Consider the following 16,233-nt stretch of genomic DNA (forward strand, 5'->3'; position numbering starts at 1 on the left):
TAAATCTACTCCAACTTGCGTCTCAAGACTTGGCTTTGTACCTGTTTTTATGTACCCTAGCGCAGGTTCAATTTATAAACTAACAGTCTGAACTAAAGGGATTTATCTATGAACAAAATGACTATCACCTGTGCCCTTGCGGCGGCAATCACTTTAGCTGGTTGTGGCAGCACTCCTCCTCGTGTCGCGCAAGAAAAAGTGGTGACCATCAATGGCGCCGAGATGACTTTTGGCGGCGTCTACAATGTCGATAAAAATAACCTGGAATTAAGCATTAACGGCGAGCCGGTGATGAAAGGTCGCTTCGCTCCTTATACCCCGACGCTTAACCTAAGCACAGATTATCAAGGTGAAGATATCAGCAGCTATTGCTACTTTGGCTCTGTATTACAAGAGCGCGGCGGCAAGTTTGGTATGATAGCCGGTATGATCCAGGCCTCGCAGCAAAAATCTGGCGACAAATGTGAGATCAAAGTAGCCGGTGAAATCAAAGAGCACCTGTACTTCTAGGCGCTAGTTACGCCCAGACATCAAGGCGAGGAGAAACATCCTTGCCTTACTCCCGCCCACCCTTGTACATCAAGTCGCTTTCTCTCATTAAAAAACCTTAGCAAACTGCTCATCCTTAACCTCGAAAAGATCAAATAAACCCTGGCATTACACTCCTTATCACTTTGATAATAAAGGTTATATCGCCAAAGGTTATAGATTAGACTTTAACGCTATAAAAAAATTAGTTGCAACAAATGCAAACTCTGTGCTTATCTATAAGCGAACTCAATCACCTTATTTCAGTTTAGCAACAACACGAGCGCAAACATGACTTATACACTGACAACTACTATTCATCATCATCGCCACATCATCGAATAGCCTGTCAGGTATTTCGCTGGGGGGTTATTCCTAAAAGGAACCTCCGGCGCGACTAAAAAACCAGATTCATTTTCGCCCCGAGGATCCCTCGGGGTTTTTAGTTTTTTAACTTAGGAAATGAATTATGAGCAACACCAACCGTTTACGTATCGCAATCCAAAAATCAGGGCGCTTGTCTAAAGACTGCCAAGAACTGCTTAAACAATTGGGCATCAAATTAAATCTGCGCGAACAACGCCTTATCGCCCACGCCACCAATATGCCCATAGATGTACTGCGCGTGCGCGATGACGATATTCCGGGTTTAGTCATGGATGGCGTTTGCGACTTGGGAATTGTCGGCGAAAACGTACTCGAAGAAGCCCAGGCCGAGCGTGCCCGCGGTGGCAACAAAGGTTCGGTGAAAAAGCTGGCCAAGCTCGATTTTGGTTACTGTCGTCTGGCGCTGGCCTGGCCACAGGAGCTTGGTAAACAGGATAAATCCTGGTTTGCCGGCAAACGCATTGCCACCACCTACCCCGAGATCCTAAGCAAATACCTGGAGCGCGAAAACATAGATGCCAGCGTGGTGATGTTAACCGGCTCGGTTGAAGTCGCCCCACGTGCAGGTCTGGCCGATGCCATTTGCGATCTGGTCTCGACCGGCGCCACCTTGGAGGCCAATGGCCTGATGCAGGGCGACACCATTTTAGAGTCCAACGCCTGCTTGATCCAAAACGAAAACCTGGCGGATGCAGACAAGCTGGCGCTAATCGACAAACTCATGCCTCGCCTTCGCGGTGTAAAACAAGCCAAAGAAAGCAAATACATCATGATGCACGCCCCTAAAGCCAGGCTTGATGAGGTGTGCGCCCTGTTACCCGGCACGGGTCAACCTACCCTACTGGCTTTGGCTGGCAGCGAAGAGTACGTGGCCCTGCACATGGTCAGCAGCGAGACTCTGTTTTGGGAAACCATGGAATCGCTAAAAGCCCTCGGCGCCAATTCCATCCTGGTTATGCCCATAGAAAAAATGATGGAGTAACGGCCCGTGATTGACTGGAATACCCTTAGCCCAGCAGCACAAAAAGTGATGCTACAGCGCCCGGCGGTGAGCGCCGCCGATGACGTACGCCCCGTGTGCGAGGAAATACTCAAGCGCGTACAAAGCGATGGCGACAGCGCACTTCGCGACTATGCCAACCGCTTTGATGGCCGTGCAACCGATGCACCGCTGCTTTGCAGCGACCTTGATTTTGCCGACGCCGAGCAAGCGCTCGATACCGAACTAAAGGATGCGATAAAACAGGCGTACAATAATATTCGCCGTTTTCACTTGGCCCAGGTGCCAAAGAACATCAGCCTAAGCACCCAGCCCGGAGTGGCCTGTGAGTTGCGCTACCAGGCCATCGACGCAGTAGGCATATACGTGCCAGGCGGCAGTGCGCCATTGCCTTCCTCGGTATTGATGCAGGGTGTGCTGGCGCAAATTAGCGGCGCGCAGACTGTGGTGCTGGCCACCCCGGTCAAGGGCGATGCTGCTATTGCCCCGGCCATCCTCTACGCCGCAAGCCTGTGCGGCATTAAGCAGGTGCTGCAAATCGGTGGCGCACCGGCCATTGCCGCCCTGGCCTACGGCACGGAGACCGTGCCCCAGGTGAATAAGATTTTCGGCCCGGGCAATGCCTATGTGACCATGGCCAAGCAATTGTGCGCCCAGCAGGTGCCCGGGTTAGCCATAGATATGCCCGCCGGACCTTCGGAATTGTTAGTCATCGCCGATGCACGCGCCAATGGCGAATTTATTGCTGCGGATCTGCTTTCTCAGGCAGAGCACGGCCCAGACTCTCAGGTTATTCTCCTTAGCGACAGCGCCGAGGTGATCGCAGCGACAGAAAAGGCACTGGCAGAGCAATTAAAAACCCTGCCACGCGCCCAGATTGCCAAGGCAGCCCTTGAAAACTCAGCACTGTTCAAGGTGCAAAGCATTGCCCAGGCCGTGGAAGTCTCCAATTTATACGGGCCCGAGCACCTGATTCTGCAACTTGGCGAAAGCGCCGAGTTCTTGCCTAAGATAAAGAATGTCGGCTCGATTTTTGTCGGCGATTACACCCCTGAATCGGCCGGTGATTATGCCTCTGGCACCAATCACGTCTTGCCTACATACGGCTACTCAAAGGTGTATTCAAGCCTGAGCCTGCTTGATTTTTATCGCACCTATACGGTGCAAACCGTCACCAAAAGCGGTTTGGCCGATTTGGCAAAAGCAATTATTCCCATGGCTGCAGCAGAAGGGCTCGACGCTCACGCCAATGCCGTTCGCATCCGTTTAGGAGAGAAACAGTGAGCACCGACGTAAAACAAAGCGATACCCTGACGTTGCCACAAGGCCTATTACCGAAAAATATTGCCGACCTCAGTGCCTACAGCTCGGCAAAGAGTGAAAAGCTCAGCGGCTCAACCTGGCTCAATGCCAACGAAAGCCCTTATAACCGCGAATATCAACTCAGTGGTCAGGCTCTCAACCGCTACCCGGATCCGCAGCCGCAGCAGGTGATCCAGGCCTACGCTGACTATGTGGGCTTAGCGCCAGAGCAGGTGGTGATGACCCGAGGCGCCGATGAAGGCATAGAGCTGCTGGTACGCACCTTCTGCCAGAGCATAAAAGACAGCATCGCCATTTTTGCGCCCACCTATGGTATGTATAAGGTCACCGCCGACACCCATAATGTCGCGCTCAATACCCTGAGCCAGGACTTATTGCTCCAAGGCGAGGTGGATGAGATTTGCACCCAGGTTGGCGATGCCAAACTGGTGTTTATCTGTAACCCCAATAACCCCACCGGCGCCTTGGTAGGCCAAGATAAAATCGCCGCCATTGCCACGCGCCTAACAAGCAGCGCTCTAGTGGTGGTTGATGAAGCCTATATCGAGTTTTGCCCTGAGCAAAGCGCGGTTTCTTTACTGGCTGACTACGCCAATGTGGTGGTGCTACGCACCCTGTCCAAAGCTTTTGCTCTGGCGGGTCTGCGCACAGGTTTTACCCTGGCCAACACCCAGGTCTTGGCACCACTGCGCAAGGTCTTAGCGCCCTACCCGGTTTCCACCGTGGTGGCCGACATCGCCGCACAAGCGCTGAGCACTGCAAACATAGCGTCAATGCGCCGTCAGGTGGACACTTTAAATGCCCTTAAATCACGCTTGCAACAATGGCTGGAACAAAGCGATACGGTCACACGGGTGCTCAAAGGTGAGGGTAACTTTGTCACCTTGCAGCTAAAAGACAAAAACGCCATTGCCATTGCCTATCAGCGGGGCCTGGTCATGCGCCCCTTTACCCTTTATGGCGAGGACGATTGGCTGCGTATTTCCATCGGCAATGAGCAGGAGCTCGGTGAGGTCAAAGCCTGGCTGGACTCATTAACCGACTCCACTGCAAACTAATAACAAGGCACTTTTTAGGAACTAATATGAGCAACCCCTATTTATTTATTGACCGCGACGGCACCCTGATTGAAGAGCCTATCAGCGATAAGCAAGTCGACAGCCTAGAGAAATTAGCCTTGTTACCCGGTGTTATCCCAGCGATGCTCGCCCTGCAAGCGGCCGGCTATCGCCTGGTGATGGTGTCCAACCAAGATGGTTTGGGCACGGACAGTTTCCCGCAGGCGGACTTCGACGCGCCGCACAACAAAATGATGGAACTCTTTACCTCCCAGGGCATTCACTTTGAAGACGTGCTGATCTGCCCGCACTTCGATGGCGACAACTGCCAATGCCGTAAACCAAAAACCGGTTTGCTGGTCGACTTAATGCGCTCAGGCAAGGTCGATATCGCCAATTCTTATGTCATTGGCGACCGTCAGACCGATATTCAACTGGCCGAAAACCTCTGTATGCAGGGCATCTTGTATCAGGATAACTGGGCGCAAATAGTCACTCGCTTGACTACCGCCGACCGCCAAGGGGCCGTCAGCCGCGACACCAAGGAAACGCAAATTGCCGTAGCGCTAAACCTGGATGCCAATAAAAGTGGCGAAATCAGCACTGGGCTGGGCTTTTTCGACCATATGCTGGATCAGATCCGCACCCACGCCAATATTTACCTGGATATTAAGGCCAGTGGCGATCTACACATAGACGAGCACCACCTGGTCGAAGATGTGGGCATAGCCTTGGGTCAGGCGCTACGCCAGGCTCTTGGCACCAAGTCGCAAATTGCCCGCTACGGCTTTGCCCTGCCGATGGACGAATGCAAGGCCGAAGCGCAAATCGACTTATCCGGACGCGCTTCGTTTGTGTTAAATGCCGATTTTAGCCGTGAAAAAGTCGGCGATATGGATGTACAAATGGTCGAACACTTTTTCAAAAGCCTTAGCGATAACGCCGCCCTGTCGCTGATTTTAAGTGTCACGCCCGGGAATTGTCACCACCAGGTTGAGGGCCTGTTTAAGGCCTTCGCCAGGGCGCTGCGCATGGCCATCAGCAAAGACAGCTCGCAACAAATGGCCAGCTCCAAGGGGGTTTTATGATAGCCATAATCAACACCGGCTGCGCCAATATCAATTCGGTGCGCTTTGCCTTTGAGCGTTTGCATACTCAGGTTGATGTGATCACCGACGCCGAGCAACTCAGCCAGTATGAGCGCGCCGTATTACCGGGAGTGGGCCATGCCAAGGTTGCCATGGCGCGCCTGATTAACGGCGGCTGGCAAGAAGCCATTAAGGAATACCAAAAGCCATTGCTGGGCATTTGTTTGGGCATGCAGTTGCAGTGCGAGCACACGGCCGAGGGCGACACCCCCTGTTTAGGCATCATTCCCGGCGCCGTCGACGAGCTTGAGGTAGGGAATTTGAGCGCCCCGCACATGGGCTGGAATACCCTAAAGATCACCAAAACGCACCCGCTGACCCAGGGTGTTCAGGATAACGATCAGGTGTACTTTGTACACAGCTTCGCCCATGGCTGCAACCAGGCGACCCTGGCCACCAGCGAATACGGCCAAACTTTTTCGGCCATGGTCGCCGAGGACAACTACGCTGGCATGCAATTTCACCCGGAACGAAGCGCCAAAGTAGGCGCGCGCTTACTGCAAAACTTTATCGACTGGCGGCTTTGAGGACGCATTATGATTATTCCAGCATTAGATGTATTACAACAACAAATCGTGCGTTTATTTCAGGGCAAATACGACACCGCTCAGTTCTATCCCTTTGACCTGGCCGAACGGCTAATGGAATACCAGCAACAAGGCGCACAAAAGCTGCACCTGGTTGATTTAGAAGGAGCGCGAGATCCTAGCAAGAAGCAATGGCGACAAATTCAGGCAGCCACCAAGGCGCTCAACGTCGGCTATCAGGTCGGCGGCGGCATTCGCAGTGGCGATGACGTTGAACAGTGGCTTACAGCTGGCGCCGCACGGGTGGTGATTGGCTCAAAAGCGGTCAATAACCAAGAGCAAGTGGCAAGCTGGATAAACCAATACGGTGCCCCGAAGTTTGTCATTGCCCTGGATGTGAATAACACCGAAAAGGGCTGGATGCCCGCCACCCACGGCTGGTTGGAAAGCGGCGATGTCTCCTTGTTTGAACTTATCGATTTTTACACCGAAATTGGGGTGCAAGACTTTTTATGCACCGACATCAGCAAAGACGGCACCATGAGCGGCCCTTCCTTTGCTTTGTACGAGCAACTGCAGACGCATAACCCCAGTCTGCGCATTCAGGCCTCCGGTGGCGTCAGCTCATTAGCGGATATTCGTCGCTTAAAAGAAATTGGCACCCAAGGGGTGATCCTGGGTAAATCCCTGCTTGATGGCGCCTTTACGGTTGAGGAGGCACTAGCATGTTATCAAAACGCATAATCCCCTGTTTGGATGTGAAAGACGGCCAGGTCGTTAAGGGCGTACAGTTTAAAGGCCATGAAATCGTCGGCGATATTCTTGAGTTGGCCAAGGCCTACAGCGATGCGGGCGCCGATGAGCTGGTGTTTTATGAAATCAGCGCCAGCGTGGAAAAACGCCTGCTTGATGTGAATTGGGTCGAGCATATAGCCCGACATATCGATATTCCCTTTTGCGTTGCCGGTGGCATCAAGTCCGTCGCCGATGCGGCGCGGGTGCTTGAAAGCGGCGCCGATAAAATCAGTATCAACAGTCCGGCCATTGCCCGTCCCGAGCTTATTCGCGAGTTACACGACGAATTTGGCAAACAATGCGTGGTGGTGGGTATCGACAGCTTTTTCGATGCCCAAACAGGCGAGTATCTGGTCTATCAGCTTACCGGCGATCCCAACAGCTCATCGCGCACCCGCTACAATACCCTGGAATGGGTTGAGCAAGTGCAGGCCCTCGGCGCCGGTGAAATCGTACTAAACTGTATGAACCAAGATGGTGTGCGCAAGGGATACGACATTGAACAATTAGCCAAAGTACGGGATATCTGTCATGTGCCCTTGATTGCCTCCGGCGGCGCCGGAAAAATCAGCGACTTCAGTGAAGTATTTAAAAAGGCCCAGGTAGATGGTGCCTTGGCCGCCAGCGTATTTCATAAGAACCTGATAAATATTAACGAATTAAAACAACACCTAGCCGATAACAAGATAGCGACTCGATTATGCGAATAGATATTAGCAATGTAAGCGATGTGAATTTTGCCAAGTGCCCTTTGATCCCAGCCCTGGTACAGGACTTTATTACCGGGCAAATTCTCATGCAGGGGTTTATGGATCAGGCGGCACTCACCCACACCCTGGAGCAAAAGAAAGTCACCTTTTACTCCCGTTCAAAACAGCGTCTGTGGACCAAGGGCGAAAGTTCCGGTCACTTTTTACAGGTTGAAGCCATCTACACCGATTGCGATCAGGACTCGATTCTGGTCATGGCCTACCCACAAGGCCCCACCTGTCACCTAGGCACCCAAAGTTGCTTTGGCGATGCCAAGCCTAGTTTGGGCTTTTTAGCCGAGCTGGAGCAAATCATCATCGACCGTAAGGATGCGGATCCACAAACGAGCTACACAGCATCACTGTTTGCCAAGGAGCTCAGCCGTAGTTGCCAGAAGGTTGGCGAAGAAGGGGTGGAGGTCGCCTTAGCAGCGATGAAAAACGACAATAACGAGCTCACCGATGAGGCCGCCGATCTCCTGTATCACTTAATTGTGTTGCTGCAACGCCAGGGCTTATCCTTAGGAGATGTGGTAGCGCGGTTGCAGTCTCGGCATTAGCCGGGTCAGCGCCCCAAAAAGGCCGCACTTGTAAGTAAATAGCTGTTTAGGTGGGCAATTATTCACTCTCTGGGTGTTTTACATTGCCACACCGCCCAGAGATTTTGTATGCTTAGGCTACTACAAATAAGGACCTGTTTGCCATGAAAGCAATTTACCCAGCATTAGCGGCCGTTATTCTCCTCGCCGGCTGCGCCAGCCCAGCGCAAAAACAGCAACAAACCTATGTCGATAACCTTTCTTCCTGCGACAAAATCCAAGCCTTGATGTCGGCCTATGACAATCAGTTTGATGGTTTGAAAATGGCACGCACCCAGTCCAAGTTTATCGACAGCTGGCAGGCCCGTTATCACCTGGTTGGCGACAGCTGCCAGATCAGCGCCCTGCACGAGCGCACCTATGCCTATAGCTGCCAGCAAACCTACGCGGATAAAGACGGAGCCCTGGCAATCCATCAAAAAGCATCGGATTTTACTCGCCAATGCTTAGGCGAAGGCTGGTATGAGCAACAAAAAGAGTCTGAAAACTCGCTGCGCACCACCTTTGTAAAGGACGATGAGACTCCCTCTGTGTCCATCCATACCGGCAAGTCGCTGTCGCGCAAAACCCCTTGGATGACGTCGTACGATATCGGCAAGGTAAAGAAATAACGCTTAACTACAATGCATAATAAAGCCGAAGTCAGTCTTCGGCTTATCAAAATAACAAAGGAAGTGTTTCAGGATGAGAAAGGATATCTACAATAACGGCAAGCATGCATTAGCCATTGCTGCAGGCACGGCCATTTACCAAACCATAGTTGCCACGCACACACCCATCGATTTCTATCGCCCCATCTATATCGGCCTTATTGCCTTTATTCTGCTTAGTATTGGCAGCATCATTAAAACACTGCTACTTCAGCGAGCGTCGCGACCATAAGCGTTATTCCGCAATTTTACGAGCCTTGACCCCATACACCAAAGGCACTTGCTGGCCGTTATGTAATTTCTGATAACCACGACCGGGCACCGGCTCTAACCCCTCAAAACAATTGTAGGGACTGTAGGGATATTCATTAAAGGCTTCGATACGCAGGCCTGCACCTAACAAGGCGCTCATCACCTCGCTGAGCGAATGCGACCAGCACACGGTCGTTGAGGTGGTGCCATCACAATTTTCCGTGTAGGTGCCTTCATCCTCCACATCGGGCTGCTCACTTGGAAAATAGGCGTAGCCGCTAAGCACATCGTTAATGGGATGAAACTCTACCAGGTGAAACTCCCCGCCTACTTTCAAGGCACCGGCTATGATCTCGGCCCACAGGGTTAAATCCGGTAACCAGCAAATGGTGCCGTAGGAGGTAAACACCAGATCGTACTGCTGGGTATTTTCCTGACCAAAGCGATAGATGTCCGCTTCGACAAACTGAGCGTCCAGCCCTAAGGTATGTTTCAAGGCGTTGGCCTGGGCTATGGCTTGCGAGGATAAATCGACCCCGGTCACCTTTGCCCCTAGGCATGCCCAGGACAAGGTATCCTGACCAAAGTGACATTGCAGGTGAAGCAGAGACTTACCGGTCACATCGCCTACCTGTTCACGTTCAATGGGATTAAGGGAACAGCGGCCATTTTTAAAAGCCTCAACGCCGTAAAATTCAGACGCTATATGCACCTGAGTTCTTTTATCCCAAGCGGCCTTATTAATTTGCAAATAATCCATGGTGTTTCCTGTTGTTATATTTTCACCCGTTTGCTTGCCTCAAATTAGCTCGCTATCGACTCAAGAGTTTTTTACTGTGCGGACCAACTCTCACAAAAGCGCATAAACTGCTTAAGTAACGGGCTTTGATATTTTTCTTTATGGTATAACAGCCAATAATCCCGTGTAAGTGTGATTGGCAAGTTCAATATGCTCACCCGCTTTAACTGTTCAGCCTGGCTCAAGGCGCGGCGTGACAAACAGGTAATGCCGAGCCCGGCGGCGGTGCTGTTAATAATGGCCGAGGTGCTATTGAGCTCAAACGCCAGTTGCCATTGGCTTAACCGGGCGCCAAGGTGATTCAGAAAGTATTCCCGGGTACCTGAGCCGGGCTCACGTAACAGCCAATGCTGCTGCTCCAGATCCGCTAGCGTGGGCGCCGACAACTGCGCCAGCGGATGCTGCGGATGGCAGGCCACCACCATCTCATCGCCCAGCCAGGGAATACTATGAAGCTCACCATGATTAACCCTGCCCTCTACCAGGCCGATATCGAGCTCAAACTCACACAACTTCTGGCATATCTGCGCGGTATTGGCGATATACAAGCTCTGCTCGAGATGACCCGAGGTGGCACGAAAATCTCGCAATAAAAACGGCGCGACCTGATTTCCTAGGGTATCACTGGCACCGATGTTTAACTTGCCGGTGATCGCGCCCTGCTGACTAAACAAATGCTCAATATCCTGGCTGCGCGCCAGCAATTCATCTGCAAGGGGCAATAAACGCCGCCCCTGCTCATTGATCAGTAAGCGGTTATTGTGACGATCAAAAAGCTGCTGTCCCAGTTGCTTCTCAAGCTCACTCAGCGCCATGCTGACCGCCGGCTTAGATAAACATAGCTTGTCGGCGGCGCTGGTGATGCTGAGTTCCTGAGCCACGGCCACAAACACCCGCAATTGTCGTAACGCAATATTCATGCGCCCCCTGTTAAGTATTACTTAAAGATATGCTCAATATTTTAAAATATATTAAACCAACAACTCCCCTTACACTAGTGCCCAAATCGCGCGACTCGCCGATGGAATAAACACTCAAAGGGCTAAGCATGACCATAAGTGAACAACAATCCTGGTTAACCAAGGTACCGACTCCCTTGTCAGGGTTAGCCCTGGGGATAGCCTCATTGGGCTGGTGTTGGGAGAACGCCGCCGCTTTGAACGGCCTGGCGCAAGCCTCAGGGGCCTTAATCGCAACGGCGTTATTGCTGCTAGTACTGGCCAAGTTTCTCACTCATCCCCTCACCTTGCGGGAAGACTTGCGTCATCCGGTGACAGGGAGCGTGTTGCCCACCTTTACTATGGCCACCATGGTGGTATCGAACGCCTTGGGCGCGCTCACCCCTGCGCTCGCTCAAGCACTCTGGCTAGTGGCCGTGCTATTGCACTGCATGTTCTTCGCACTGTTTGCGTACCACCGTTTAAGCGACTTTCAACTTCAGCACATGGTGCCAAGCTGGTTTATCCCGCCCATCGGCATTATTGTTGCTGACGTCACCTTTCCCGGCGGCACGCTGCGCCCTTTAGCAGAAGCTTTACTGATTTTTGGTATGGCCATGTATGCCCTGATGCTGCCGCTTATGCTCTATCGCTTACTCTTTAATGAACAGGTTGCCGATGCCGCCAAGCCCACCCTGGCCGTGCTGGCGGCGCCTGCGAGTTTGTCACTGGCCGGTTATCTTTCCTTGGTTCACGGTCCTTCGCCGCTGGTGATAGGTGTGTTGCTCACCCTGGCGGTACTGATGACATCCGTGGTGTATCTGGCATTCTTTAAGCTCCTTCGCCTGCCCTTTAGCCCAGGTTACGCTGCCTTTACCTTTCCGCTGGTGATAGGTGCCACGGCGCTGTTTAAAGTCGCGGATTGGATGACAGTCACAGGCTGGCAAGCAAAAGAAATTGGCTGGGTAATATCCTTGGCCCAGATTGAATTAATGGTAGCCACCTCGATTGTTGTGTATGTCTGTGGCTGCTATTTACACCATTATCGCCCCCAGGCAAGCGAGGTGAAATCTAGCGCAACGCCCATTTAATGCCCGTCATCGGGAAGCGCCATGGCGCTAATAAACGTGGGTGGTGAACAGCACTAAAAAAAGCGCTCCTAAGAAAAGGAGCGCTTTAACTGAGGACAGTGATTACCACCACTAAGGAATAAGTACGGTGTCTATGATGTGCACCATGCCGTCTGCCAAGCGATTGTCTATGTTCACTAGGCCGGCTTCAGAACCATTGGCAATGATCAGGCCACTGTCGAACATAATGGTGTTGCCATCGAGCATGGTTAACTGTTTCGCTCTCACTACCGAGCGAGAATTACGCACCCCATCGGTCACATGATAGGCAAGCACCCCGGCCACCCCTTCAACACCCAACAAATTTACCACGGCGTTGTAAGCATCCTCGTCATTGTCCGTGTTGGTGAGGTTGTAAAATGCCTGGTCGTTTGGCGCAAATACGGTGAAGTCGGTGCCATCGAAAATTCCTATGGTGTTGGTATCGATCAGCGCTGCAACCAGGATATCGAAATCACCACCATTGTCATCAAAGTCAAACGGGCTGCCAGAAGCGCCAACTGCAAATTCAACTATGCTGGCTGGCGACTTATCGGCCCACTTGGGGGTATCGGCCATAGCCGGCGACGCCAAGGTAGCGCTCAGCGCTGCGGCAATAAGGGTGGTGTGTAAAGAGCGGGCTAGAGAATTCATGGTCTGAGTCCTTATACATGTCTGATAAAGGGAGATTCACATTCACTACAGCCATCTCTACGTGTCTATTATTCAATCAGATCACATTTTTCTTTTAGACCTGCTTCCCCCCCATAACACTATGGACACTCAGACCTTTAACGTAACCACCCTGTCATCTCGAATACACAGCTATGACTTATTCCTATCCCATACTGGCGCCAAGACAATCGGTGGAGAGCATGATGATCCCCATTTATGTGATTAACCTCAAAGGCAGTGACAATAGACTGCAACGGGCGACGCAACAGCTAACCGCACAAGGGTTAACCTTTGCACGCATTGATGCGGTGAACGGCCGCCAACTATCTGCAGCGCAAAAGCGTGAAGTGGTGGATGACAAAGCCAATCGCAACAAGTTCTACCGCCCTTTAAGCGATGGCGAAATCGGCTGTTACCTTAGCCACAAAAAATGTTGGCAAACCCTGCTCGATAGCCAAAGCGAGTATGCCTTGGTGCTTGAAGATGACTTTTCCCTGGTCGGGGATCTTAAGTCCAGCCTGGCGTCGGTGTTAAATCACAAGTTCCCGGTAGACATCATCAAGCTTTGTAATTATCAAGGGCGAGAGCGCACCAACAAGTTCAGCACCGAGCTGGATAGCACACACAAATTAGTGATCCATGATAAGCCGTTAAGCGGCTGCTGTGCCTATGTGATCAGTCGCTTCGGCGCAAAGCAGATGTTGGCTCATGCAAATAAGATTTATCGTCCGGTGGACACGGACATTCAGCATACCTGGGAGACCGGCGTTTATGTTGGTGCCCTGCATCCCTACCCCATAGCCCAGGACAACTATTTTGACAGCGATATAGCCAGTAAGGGACGAAATAAGCCCAAGGCCTATCCGCTGCAAAAGCAGTGGCTGGCCTTGCACAATTGGACGCCTGCTTACAGGGCACGACGCCATTTGGTTGCCCTGCTGAGAAAGCAGGGCCGTAGAGCTTACCCTATCTCTGCAACCACCGCCTAAGTGCATTTTAAAGGAATAACCCTAGGTGTCGGTGCTTTACGCCGACACCTCAACAACGAAAAATAAGCTAGACACCCATTCTAAAACAACCTCTAAGGTAGGTGTCTAGGTAAATACTAAGGTGGGTGTCTAGGTAAATAATTGGCTCTATTATCGTTAATTGTTGAATAAGTAACTATGTAGGTGTAGATATCCGTATCGACGTAAATCTTACTTAGTAAAAATAGCTTTGAAGAACTCTTTAATTAAGTCAAACATACCAACGGTAGTGTTTACTGGATCAATAATCTCTGAGCCGTTTTGACTTTGTTTATCTTTATTTTTATCTGGAACGGTTGTAGGTTTCGGTTGGTTGTTTTGTATATTGGTTTCCATGTTTAGTCTAAACTCCTGTTTTTTTATTTAAATAATAAACGACTGAGCCACATTATCAATCAGCATAAACCCCATGTGGATAAGCTAGATTTTCATTAACTAAGTAGTCTATTTTGATTTCCTTATATTTATCAAGTTTGCTATCCATCATTCTCATCCACCCAAGGTAATTTGGTAAGTATTCTGTTCCAACGCCATTAAATCTGCGCATCCAGCCCCTTAAACGACTCATATAGCCATTTACGTTCTGTATATGGAACTGACCACCGATCACACGCTCACCCTTACTTACAATGAAATAACCAAGACACCCACTTTAATTTAAGGTGGGTGTCCGCCTAATTATTAAGGTGGGTGTCCGCGTAATTAGTCGCCTAATTCAACGCCCATCCAGGCTTTGAATAGCGCCTGTTGCTGCTGTGTAGGTGCTTTTACCGGCTGTACTTTGGCATCCTTATCATAATCCTGCCCAAGGATAAGGTTCACTTGTTGTAAACGGTCGCGACGGAAGAAGCTCACCGATACCTTATCACCCGCACTATACGCACTTAAGGTGGTAGCCAGGTCGGTACTGATGCGACGACCATCAATGGCAACGATCAGGTCGCCTGCTGTCAATCCGGCCTGCCAACTTGCGCCGCCACGACGCACATGATCCAGCTTAAGCAAGCCCTTGTCCGTGCTGGTATTTACATCCAACGAGGCAATCTGTTTAGCATCTTCAGGATACACGCGCTCCAAGCCCACGCTAGTGAGTAAGGCGTCAAAGTCCAAGTTCATAGGCGCTTCTACATTGTCGGCCCACCATAAGGAGTAATCCTGACCGCTCAGCTCGTTCAAGATGGCAATCACGTCTTGCTCATTAAAGCCCTTGGGCAATTTATGCCTGTTATAGAGCTGGCGGTGTACATCGCGATAACTCACCTGGCCGTTGGAATCACTCAGGAGTTTTAAATCCAATGCCATAGACAGCAAGGAGCCCTCCGAGTAAATATTGGTGCTGTAGTTGCGACCATGATCACCGCCTTGATTGATCCATTTGTCAAAGCTGGTATGTGCGGCACTTTGCACCTCACGTCCCGGCGTCTTAAGGTGGGTGTTAATACGCTTACCCAGGTCCTTAAAGAATTCCTTCTTGGTCATTAAGCCCGAGCGTAGCAAAAGATGATCTTCCAAATAACTGGTGGAGCCTTCCGCCAGCCATAATAAACGCGTGTAATTCGGCGCAACATAGTCATAGGGCACCATGCCCTCGGGGCGATAGGCTTTGACGTTCCAGGTGTGAATAAACTCATGCGCGGCGGTGGCAATAAAGCCCAAATAGTCTTCGCGCTTGGCAAACTTATCACGGTGGCGCTGAATAATGGTGGAGTTAAGATGCTCGGTGGCACCGCGCGCGCCAGAGGTGGCATGTACCATAAATACATAACGCTCATAAGGGTAGTCATCCCAAACCACATGACCGGTTTGTACCAGGGTTTTCAGGTCGGCCACCATCTGTTCGCTGTCGTAATTGCCTTCGCCCCAAATAACCAGCTCATAATCGCGGTTATCGACCGAGAAGGAGTGCAGCTCATTGATACCCGTTTCTATGGGGGAGTCCACTAAAACATCGTAATTTGGAGCAACAAATTGATGTTGGTTCTTGCCCTTGTTCATTCCCGACACCGAGCGCCACCCCATAGGTACTTCCAGCTGTACACTCACAGGCTCATTGCGCGTCGCCTCGCTGTACATAAAAAAGCCGGAGGCATCGATAAAAGCATGGGTGTCATCAATATGACGGGCACGTAAACCCAATTCATTGGCATAGACCTGATAACTCAAGGTCACGGCGGTGGGTTCGTTTAAGAAAATACGCCAGGTGCTTTTATCAATTTTTTGCCATTTCAGGGCTTGGCCCTGCGCGTCGGTGGCGTTGAAGTAACGCACGCCGTTAGCCAAATTGAGGATGTCATAACGCCCGGTGCGCCAGGCCGGGAACTTGGCATCTATATAACTTTGCCCGGTTTTGGCAAAGCTGACTCTGACATCACCTAAGTGATGAGCACCCTGGTCGATGGAAATTTGATAATTTGTGGCGGCCTTTGCCACCGAGGAAACCAGCAGCATAGCCGCCGCAACTAGGATTTTTTTCACTGCACACCTGTTGTCTTGGTAGTTTGCGCGCAGCCTAACAAAGCACCGGAGGCGCCACAAAATTTTGCGTTCAACTGCCGGAAAACTATTGCTTATTCACCCAAAGAATTTGCCCCTACACAAACCAAAGCCAAGCCATTAACCCCTAAATTTTCGACAAAAACCTGATACATAATCAGTATTTGCAATAATT

At 51.0% G+C, this 16,233-nt stretch carries 18 protein-coding genes and 1 pseudogene; 13 read left to right on the forward strand and 6 right to left on the reverse strand.

Features of this window, described 5'->3' with window-relative positions; translation table 11 throughout:
- The first annotated feature begins 108 nt into the window (after positions 1 to 108).
- The 11 genes from C2M24_RS08100 (at position 109) to C2M24_RS08150 (ending at position 8,996) form a co-directional block, all read left to right on the forward strand.
- The gene (locus tag C2M24_RS08100; protein ID WP_105201390.1) at positions 109 to 510 is read left to right on the forward strand and encodes a hypothetical protein; all 402 of its coding nucleotides are present in this window, start codon (positions 109 to 111) and stop codon (positions 508 to 510) included.
- Between the two features lie 487 nt (positions 511 to 997).
- Positions 998 to 1,897 carry an ATP phosphoribosyltransferase gene (gene hisG, locus C2M24_RS08105; protein ID WP_105201391.1) on the forward strand — a complete coding sequence of 300 codons (900 nt, stop codon included), beginning with the start codon at positions 998 to 1,000 and terminating at the stop codon, positions 1,895 to 1,897.
- Between the two features lie 6 nt (positions 1,898 to 1,903).
- Entirely contained in the window at positions 1,904 to 3,199 is a 1,296-nt protein-coding gene (gene hisD, locus C2M24_RS08110) for a histidinol dehydrogenase (RefSeq protein WP_442792507.1), read from the forward strand.
- 26 nt (positions 3,200 to 3,225) lie between these two features.
- Positions 3,226 to 4,296, forward strand: a complete 1,071-nt coding sequence (gene hisC, locus C2M24_RS08115) for a histidinol-phosphate transaminase (RefSeq protein ID WP_105214557.1) — start codon at positions 3,226 to 3,228, stop codon at positions 4,294 to 4,296.
- 26 nt (positions 4,297 to 4,322) lie between these two features.
- On the forward strand, positions 4,323 to 5,384 hold the full coding sequence (gene hisB / locus C2M24_RS08120; protein ID WP_105188956.1) for a bifunctional histidinol-phosphatase/imidazoleglycerol-phosphate dehydratase HisB: 1,062 nt from the start codon (positions 4,323 to 4,325) through the stop codon (positions 5,382 to 5,384).
- A complete protein-coding gene (gene hisH, locus C2M24_RS08125) occupies positions 5,381 to 5,971 on the forward strand; it encodes an imidazole glycerol phosphate synthase subunit HisH (protein WP_105214066.1) in 591 nt (196 codons plus the stop codon). The genes hisB and hisH overlap by 4 nt, the downstream gene beginning before the upstream one ends.
- 9 nt (positions 5,972 to 5,980) lie before the next feature.
- Positions 5,981 to 6,715 (forward strand): 1-(5-phosphoribosyl)-5-[(5-phosphoribosylamino)methylideneamino] imidazole-4-carboxamide isomerase, encoded by a 735-nt coding sequence (locus tag C2M24_RS08130; RefSeq protein ID WP_105214068.1) that lies wholly within the window; start codon positions 5,981 to 5,983, stop codon positions 6,713 to 6,715.
- Positions 6,697 to 7,476, forward strand: a complete 780-nt coding sequence (gene hisF / locus C2M24_RS08135) for an imidazole glycerol phosphate synthase subunit HisF (protein WP_105214071.1) — start codon at positions 6,697 to 6,699, stop codon at positions 7,474 to 7,476. Before C2M24_RS08130 ends, hisF begins: the two co-directional genes overlap by 19 nt.
- On the forward strand, positions 7,467 to 8,075 hold the full coding sequence (gene hisIE / locus C2M24_RS08140) for a bifunctional phosphoribosyl-AMP cyclohydrolase/phosphoribosyl-ATP diphosphatase HisIE (RefSeq protein WP_105201395.1): 609 nt from the start codon (positions 7,467 to 7,469) through the stop codon (positions 8,073 to 8,075). The genes hisF and hisIE overlap by 10 nt, the downstream gene beginning before the upstream one ends.
- A gap of 143 nt (positions 8,076 to 8,218) precedes the next feature.
- Complete coding sequence (locus tag C2M24_RS08145) at positions 8,219 to 8,725, forward strand: hypothetical protein (protein WP_105188961.1); 507 nt, start codon at positions 8,219 to 8,221, stop codon at positions 8,723 to 8,725.
- Between the two features lie 73 nt (positions 8,726 to 8,798).
- Entirely contained in the window at positions 8,799 to 8,996 is a 198-nt protein-coding gene (locus tag C2M24_RS08150; RefSeq protein WP_105214073.1) for a hypothetical protein, read from the forward strand.
- 3 nt (positions 8,997 to 8,999) lie between these two features.
- On the opposite strand, the gene C2M24_RS08155 is transcribed toward C2M24_RS08150, so the two are convergent.
- Together C2M24_RS08155 and C2M24_RS08160 are read right to left on the reverse strand one after the other, a co-directional pair.
- Entirely contained in the window at positions 9,000 to 9,776 is a 777-nt protein-coding gene (locus C2M24_RS08155; protein ID WP_105214075.1) for a class I SAM-dependent methyltransferase, read from the reverse strand.
- Between the two features lie 71 nt (positions 9,777 to 9,847).
- Positions 9,848 to 10,735 carry a LysR substrate-binding domain-containing protein gene (locus C2M24_RS08160; protein WP_105214077.1) on the reverse strand — a complete coding sequence of 296 codons (888 nt, stop codon included), beginning with the start codon at positions 10,733 to 10,735 and terminating at the stop codon, positions 9,848 to 9,850.
- 128 nt (positions 10,736 to 10,863) lie between these two features.
- On the opposite strand from C2M24_RS08160, the gene C2M24_RS08165 reads away from it, so the two are divergent.
- On the forward strand, positions 10,864 to 11,844 hold the full coding sequence (locus C2M24_RS08165) for a TDT family transporter (protein WP_105214079.1): 981 nt from the start codon (positions 10,864 to 10,866) through the stop codon (positions 11,842 to 11,844).
- A gap of 111 nt (positions 11,845 to 11,955) precedes the next feature.
- Here the strand turns inward: C2M24_RS08165 and C2M24_RS08170 are convergent, their stop codons facing one another.
- A complete protein-coding gene (locus C2M24_RS08170; RefSeq protein WP_105201401.1) occupies positions 11,956 to 12,516 on the reverse strand; it encodes a fasciclin domain-containing protein in 561 nt (186 codons plus the stop codon).
- A gap of 173 nt (positions 12,517 to 12,689) precedes the next feature.
- Here C2M24_RS08170 and C2M24_RS08175 point away from each other — a divergent pair, with 173 nt between their 5' ends.
- Entirely contained in the window at positions 12,690 to 13,526 is an 837-nt protein-coding gene (locus tag C2M24_RS08175; RefSeq protein ID WP_105201402.1) for a glycosyltransferase family 25 protein, read from the forward strand.
- A gap of 210 nt (positions 13,527 to 13,736) precedes the next feature.
- Here the strand turns inward: C2M24_RS08175 and C2M24_RS15995 are convergent, their stop codons facing one another.
- From C2M24_RS15995 to C2M24_RS08185, 3 genes and pseudogenes are all read right to left on the reverse strand, one after another.
- Entirely contained in the window at positions 13,737 to 13,901 is a 165-nt protein-coding gene (locus C2M24_RS15995) for a hypothetical protein (protein ID WP_158683729.1), read from the reverse strand.
- A 55-nt stretch (positions 13,902 to 13,956) separates the two neighbouring features.
- Positions 13,957 to 14,181, reverse strand: a pseudogene (locus C2M24_RS08180) (IS1595 family transposase); the annotation flags it as partial.
- An 86-nt stretch (positions 14,182 to 14,267) separates the two neighbouring features.
- Positions 14,268 to 16,040, reverse strand: a complete 1,773-nt coding sequence (locus C2M24_RS08185; protein WP_105214081.1) for a M61 family metallopeptidase — start codon at positions 16,038 to 16,040, stop codon at positions 14,268 to 14,270.
- Positions 16,041 to 16,233: the final 193 nt, after the last annotated feature.

Origin of the sequence: Pseudoalteromonas sp. T1lg22 (genome assembly GCF_002964645.1) — a bacterium.
Taxonomy (GTDB): domain Bacteria; phylum Pseudomonadota; class Gammaproteobacteria; order Enterobacterales; family Alteromonadaceae; genus Pseudoalteromonas.

Excerpts from the sequence above, each read along its gene's own strand:
- C2M24_RS08130 (WP_105214068.1), top strand. The coding sequence starts at position 5,981 with ATGATTATTCCAGCATTAGATGTATTACAACAACAAATCGTGCGTTTA.
- C2M24_RS08170 (WP_105201401.1), bottom strand. The coding sequence starts at position 12,516 with ATGAATTCTCTAGCCCGCTCTTTACACACCACCCTTATTGCCGCAGCG.
- hisIE (WP_105201395.1), top strand. The coding sequence starts at position 7,467 with ATGCGAATAGATATTAGCAATGTAAGCGATGTGAATTTTGCCAAGTGC.
- C2M24_RS08150 (WP_105214073.1), top strand. The coding sequence starts at position 8,799 with ATGAGAAAGGATATCTACAATAACGGCAAGCATGCATTAGCCATTGCT.
- C2M24_RS08165 (WP_105214079.1), top strand. The coding sequence starts at position 10,864 with ATGACCATAAGTGAACAACAATCCTGGTTAACCAAGGTACCGACTCCC.
- C2M24_RS15995 (WP_158683729.1), bottom strand. The coding sequence starts at position 13,901 with ATGGAAACCAATATACAAAACAACCAACCGAAACCTACAACCGTTCCA.
- C2M24_RS08155 (WP_105214075.1), bottom strand. The coding sequence starts at position 9,776 with ATGGATTATTTGCAAATTAATAAGGCCGCTTGGGATAAAAGAACTCAG.
- hisF (WP_105214071.1), top strand. The coding sequence starts at position 6,697 with ATGTTATCAAAACGCATAATCCCCTGTTTGGATGTGAAAGACGGCCAG.
- C2M24_RS08145 (WP_105188961.1), top strand. The coding sequence starts at position 8,219 with ATGAAAGCAATTTACCCAGCATTAGCGGCCGTTATTCTCCTCGCCGGC.
- C2M24_RS08160 (WP_105214077.1), bottom strand. The coding sequence starts at position 10,735 with ATGAATATTGCGTTACGACAATTGCGGGTGTTTGTGGCCGTGGCTCAG.
- hisG (WP_105201391.1), top strand. The coding sequence starts at position 998 with ATGAGCAACACCAACCGTTTACGTATCGCAATCCAAAAATCAGGGCGC.
- hisH (WP_105214066.1), top strand. The coding sequence starts at position 5,381 with ATGATAGCCATAATCAACACCGGCTGCGCCAATATCAATTCGGTGCGC.
- C2M24_RS08175 (WP_105201402.1), top strand. The coding sequence starts at position 12,690 with ATGACTTATTCCTATCCCATACTGGCGCCAAGACAATCGGTGGAGAGC.
- C2M24_RS08100 (WP_105201390.1), top strand. The coding sequence starts at position 109 with ATGAACAAAATGACTATCACCTGTGCCCTTGCGGCGGCAATCACTTTA.
- hisB (WP_105188956.1), top strand. The coding sequence starts at position 4,323 with ATGAGCAACCCCTATTTATTTATTGACCGCGACGGCACCCTGATTGAA.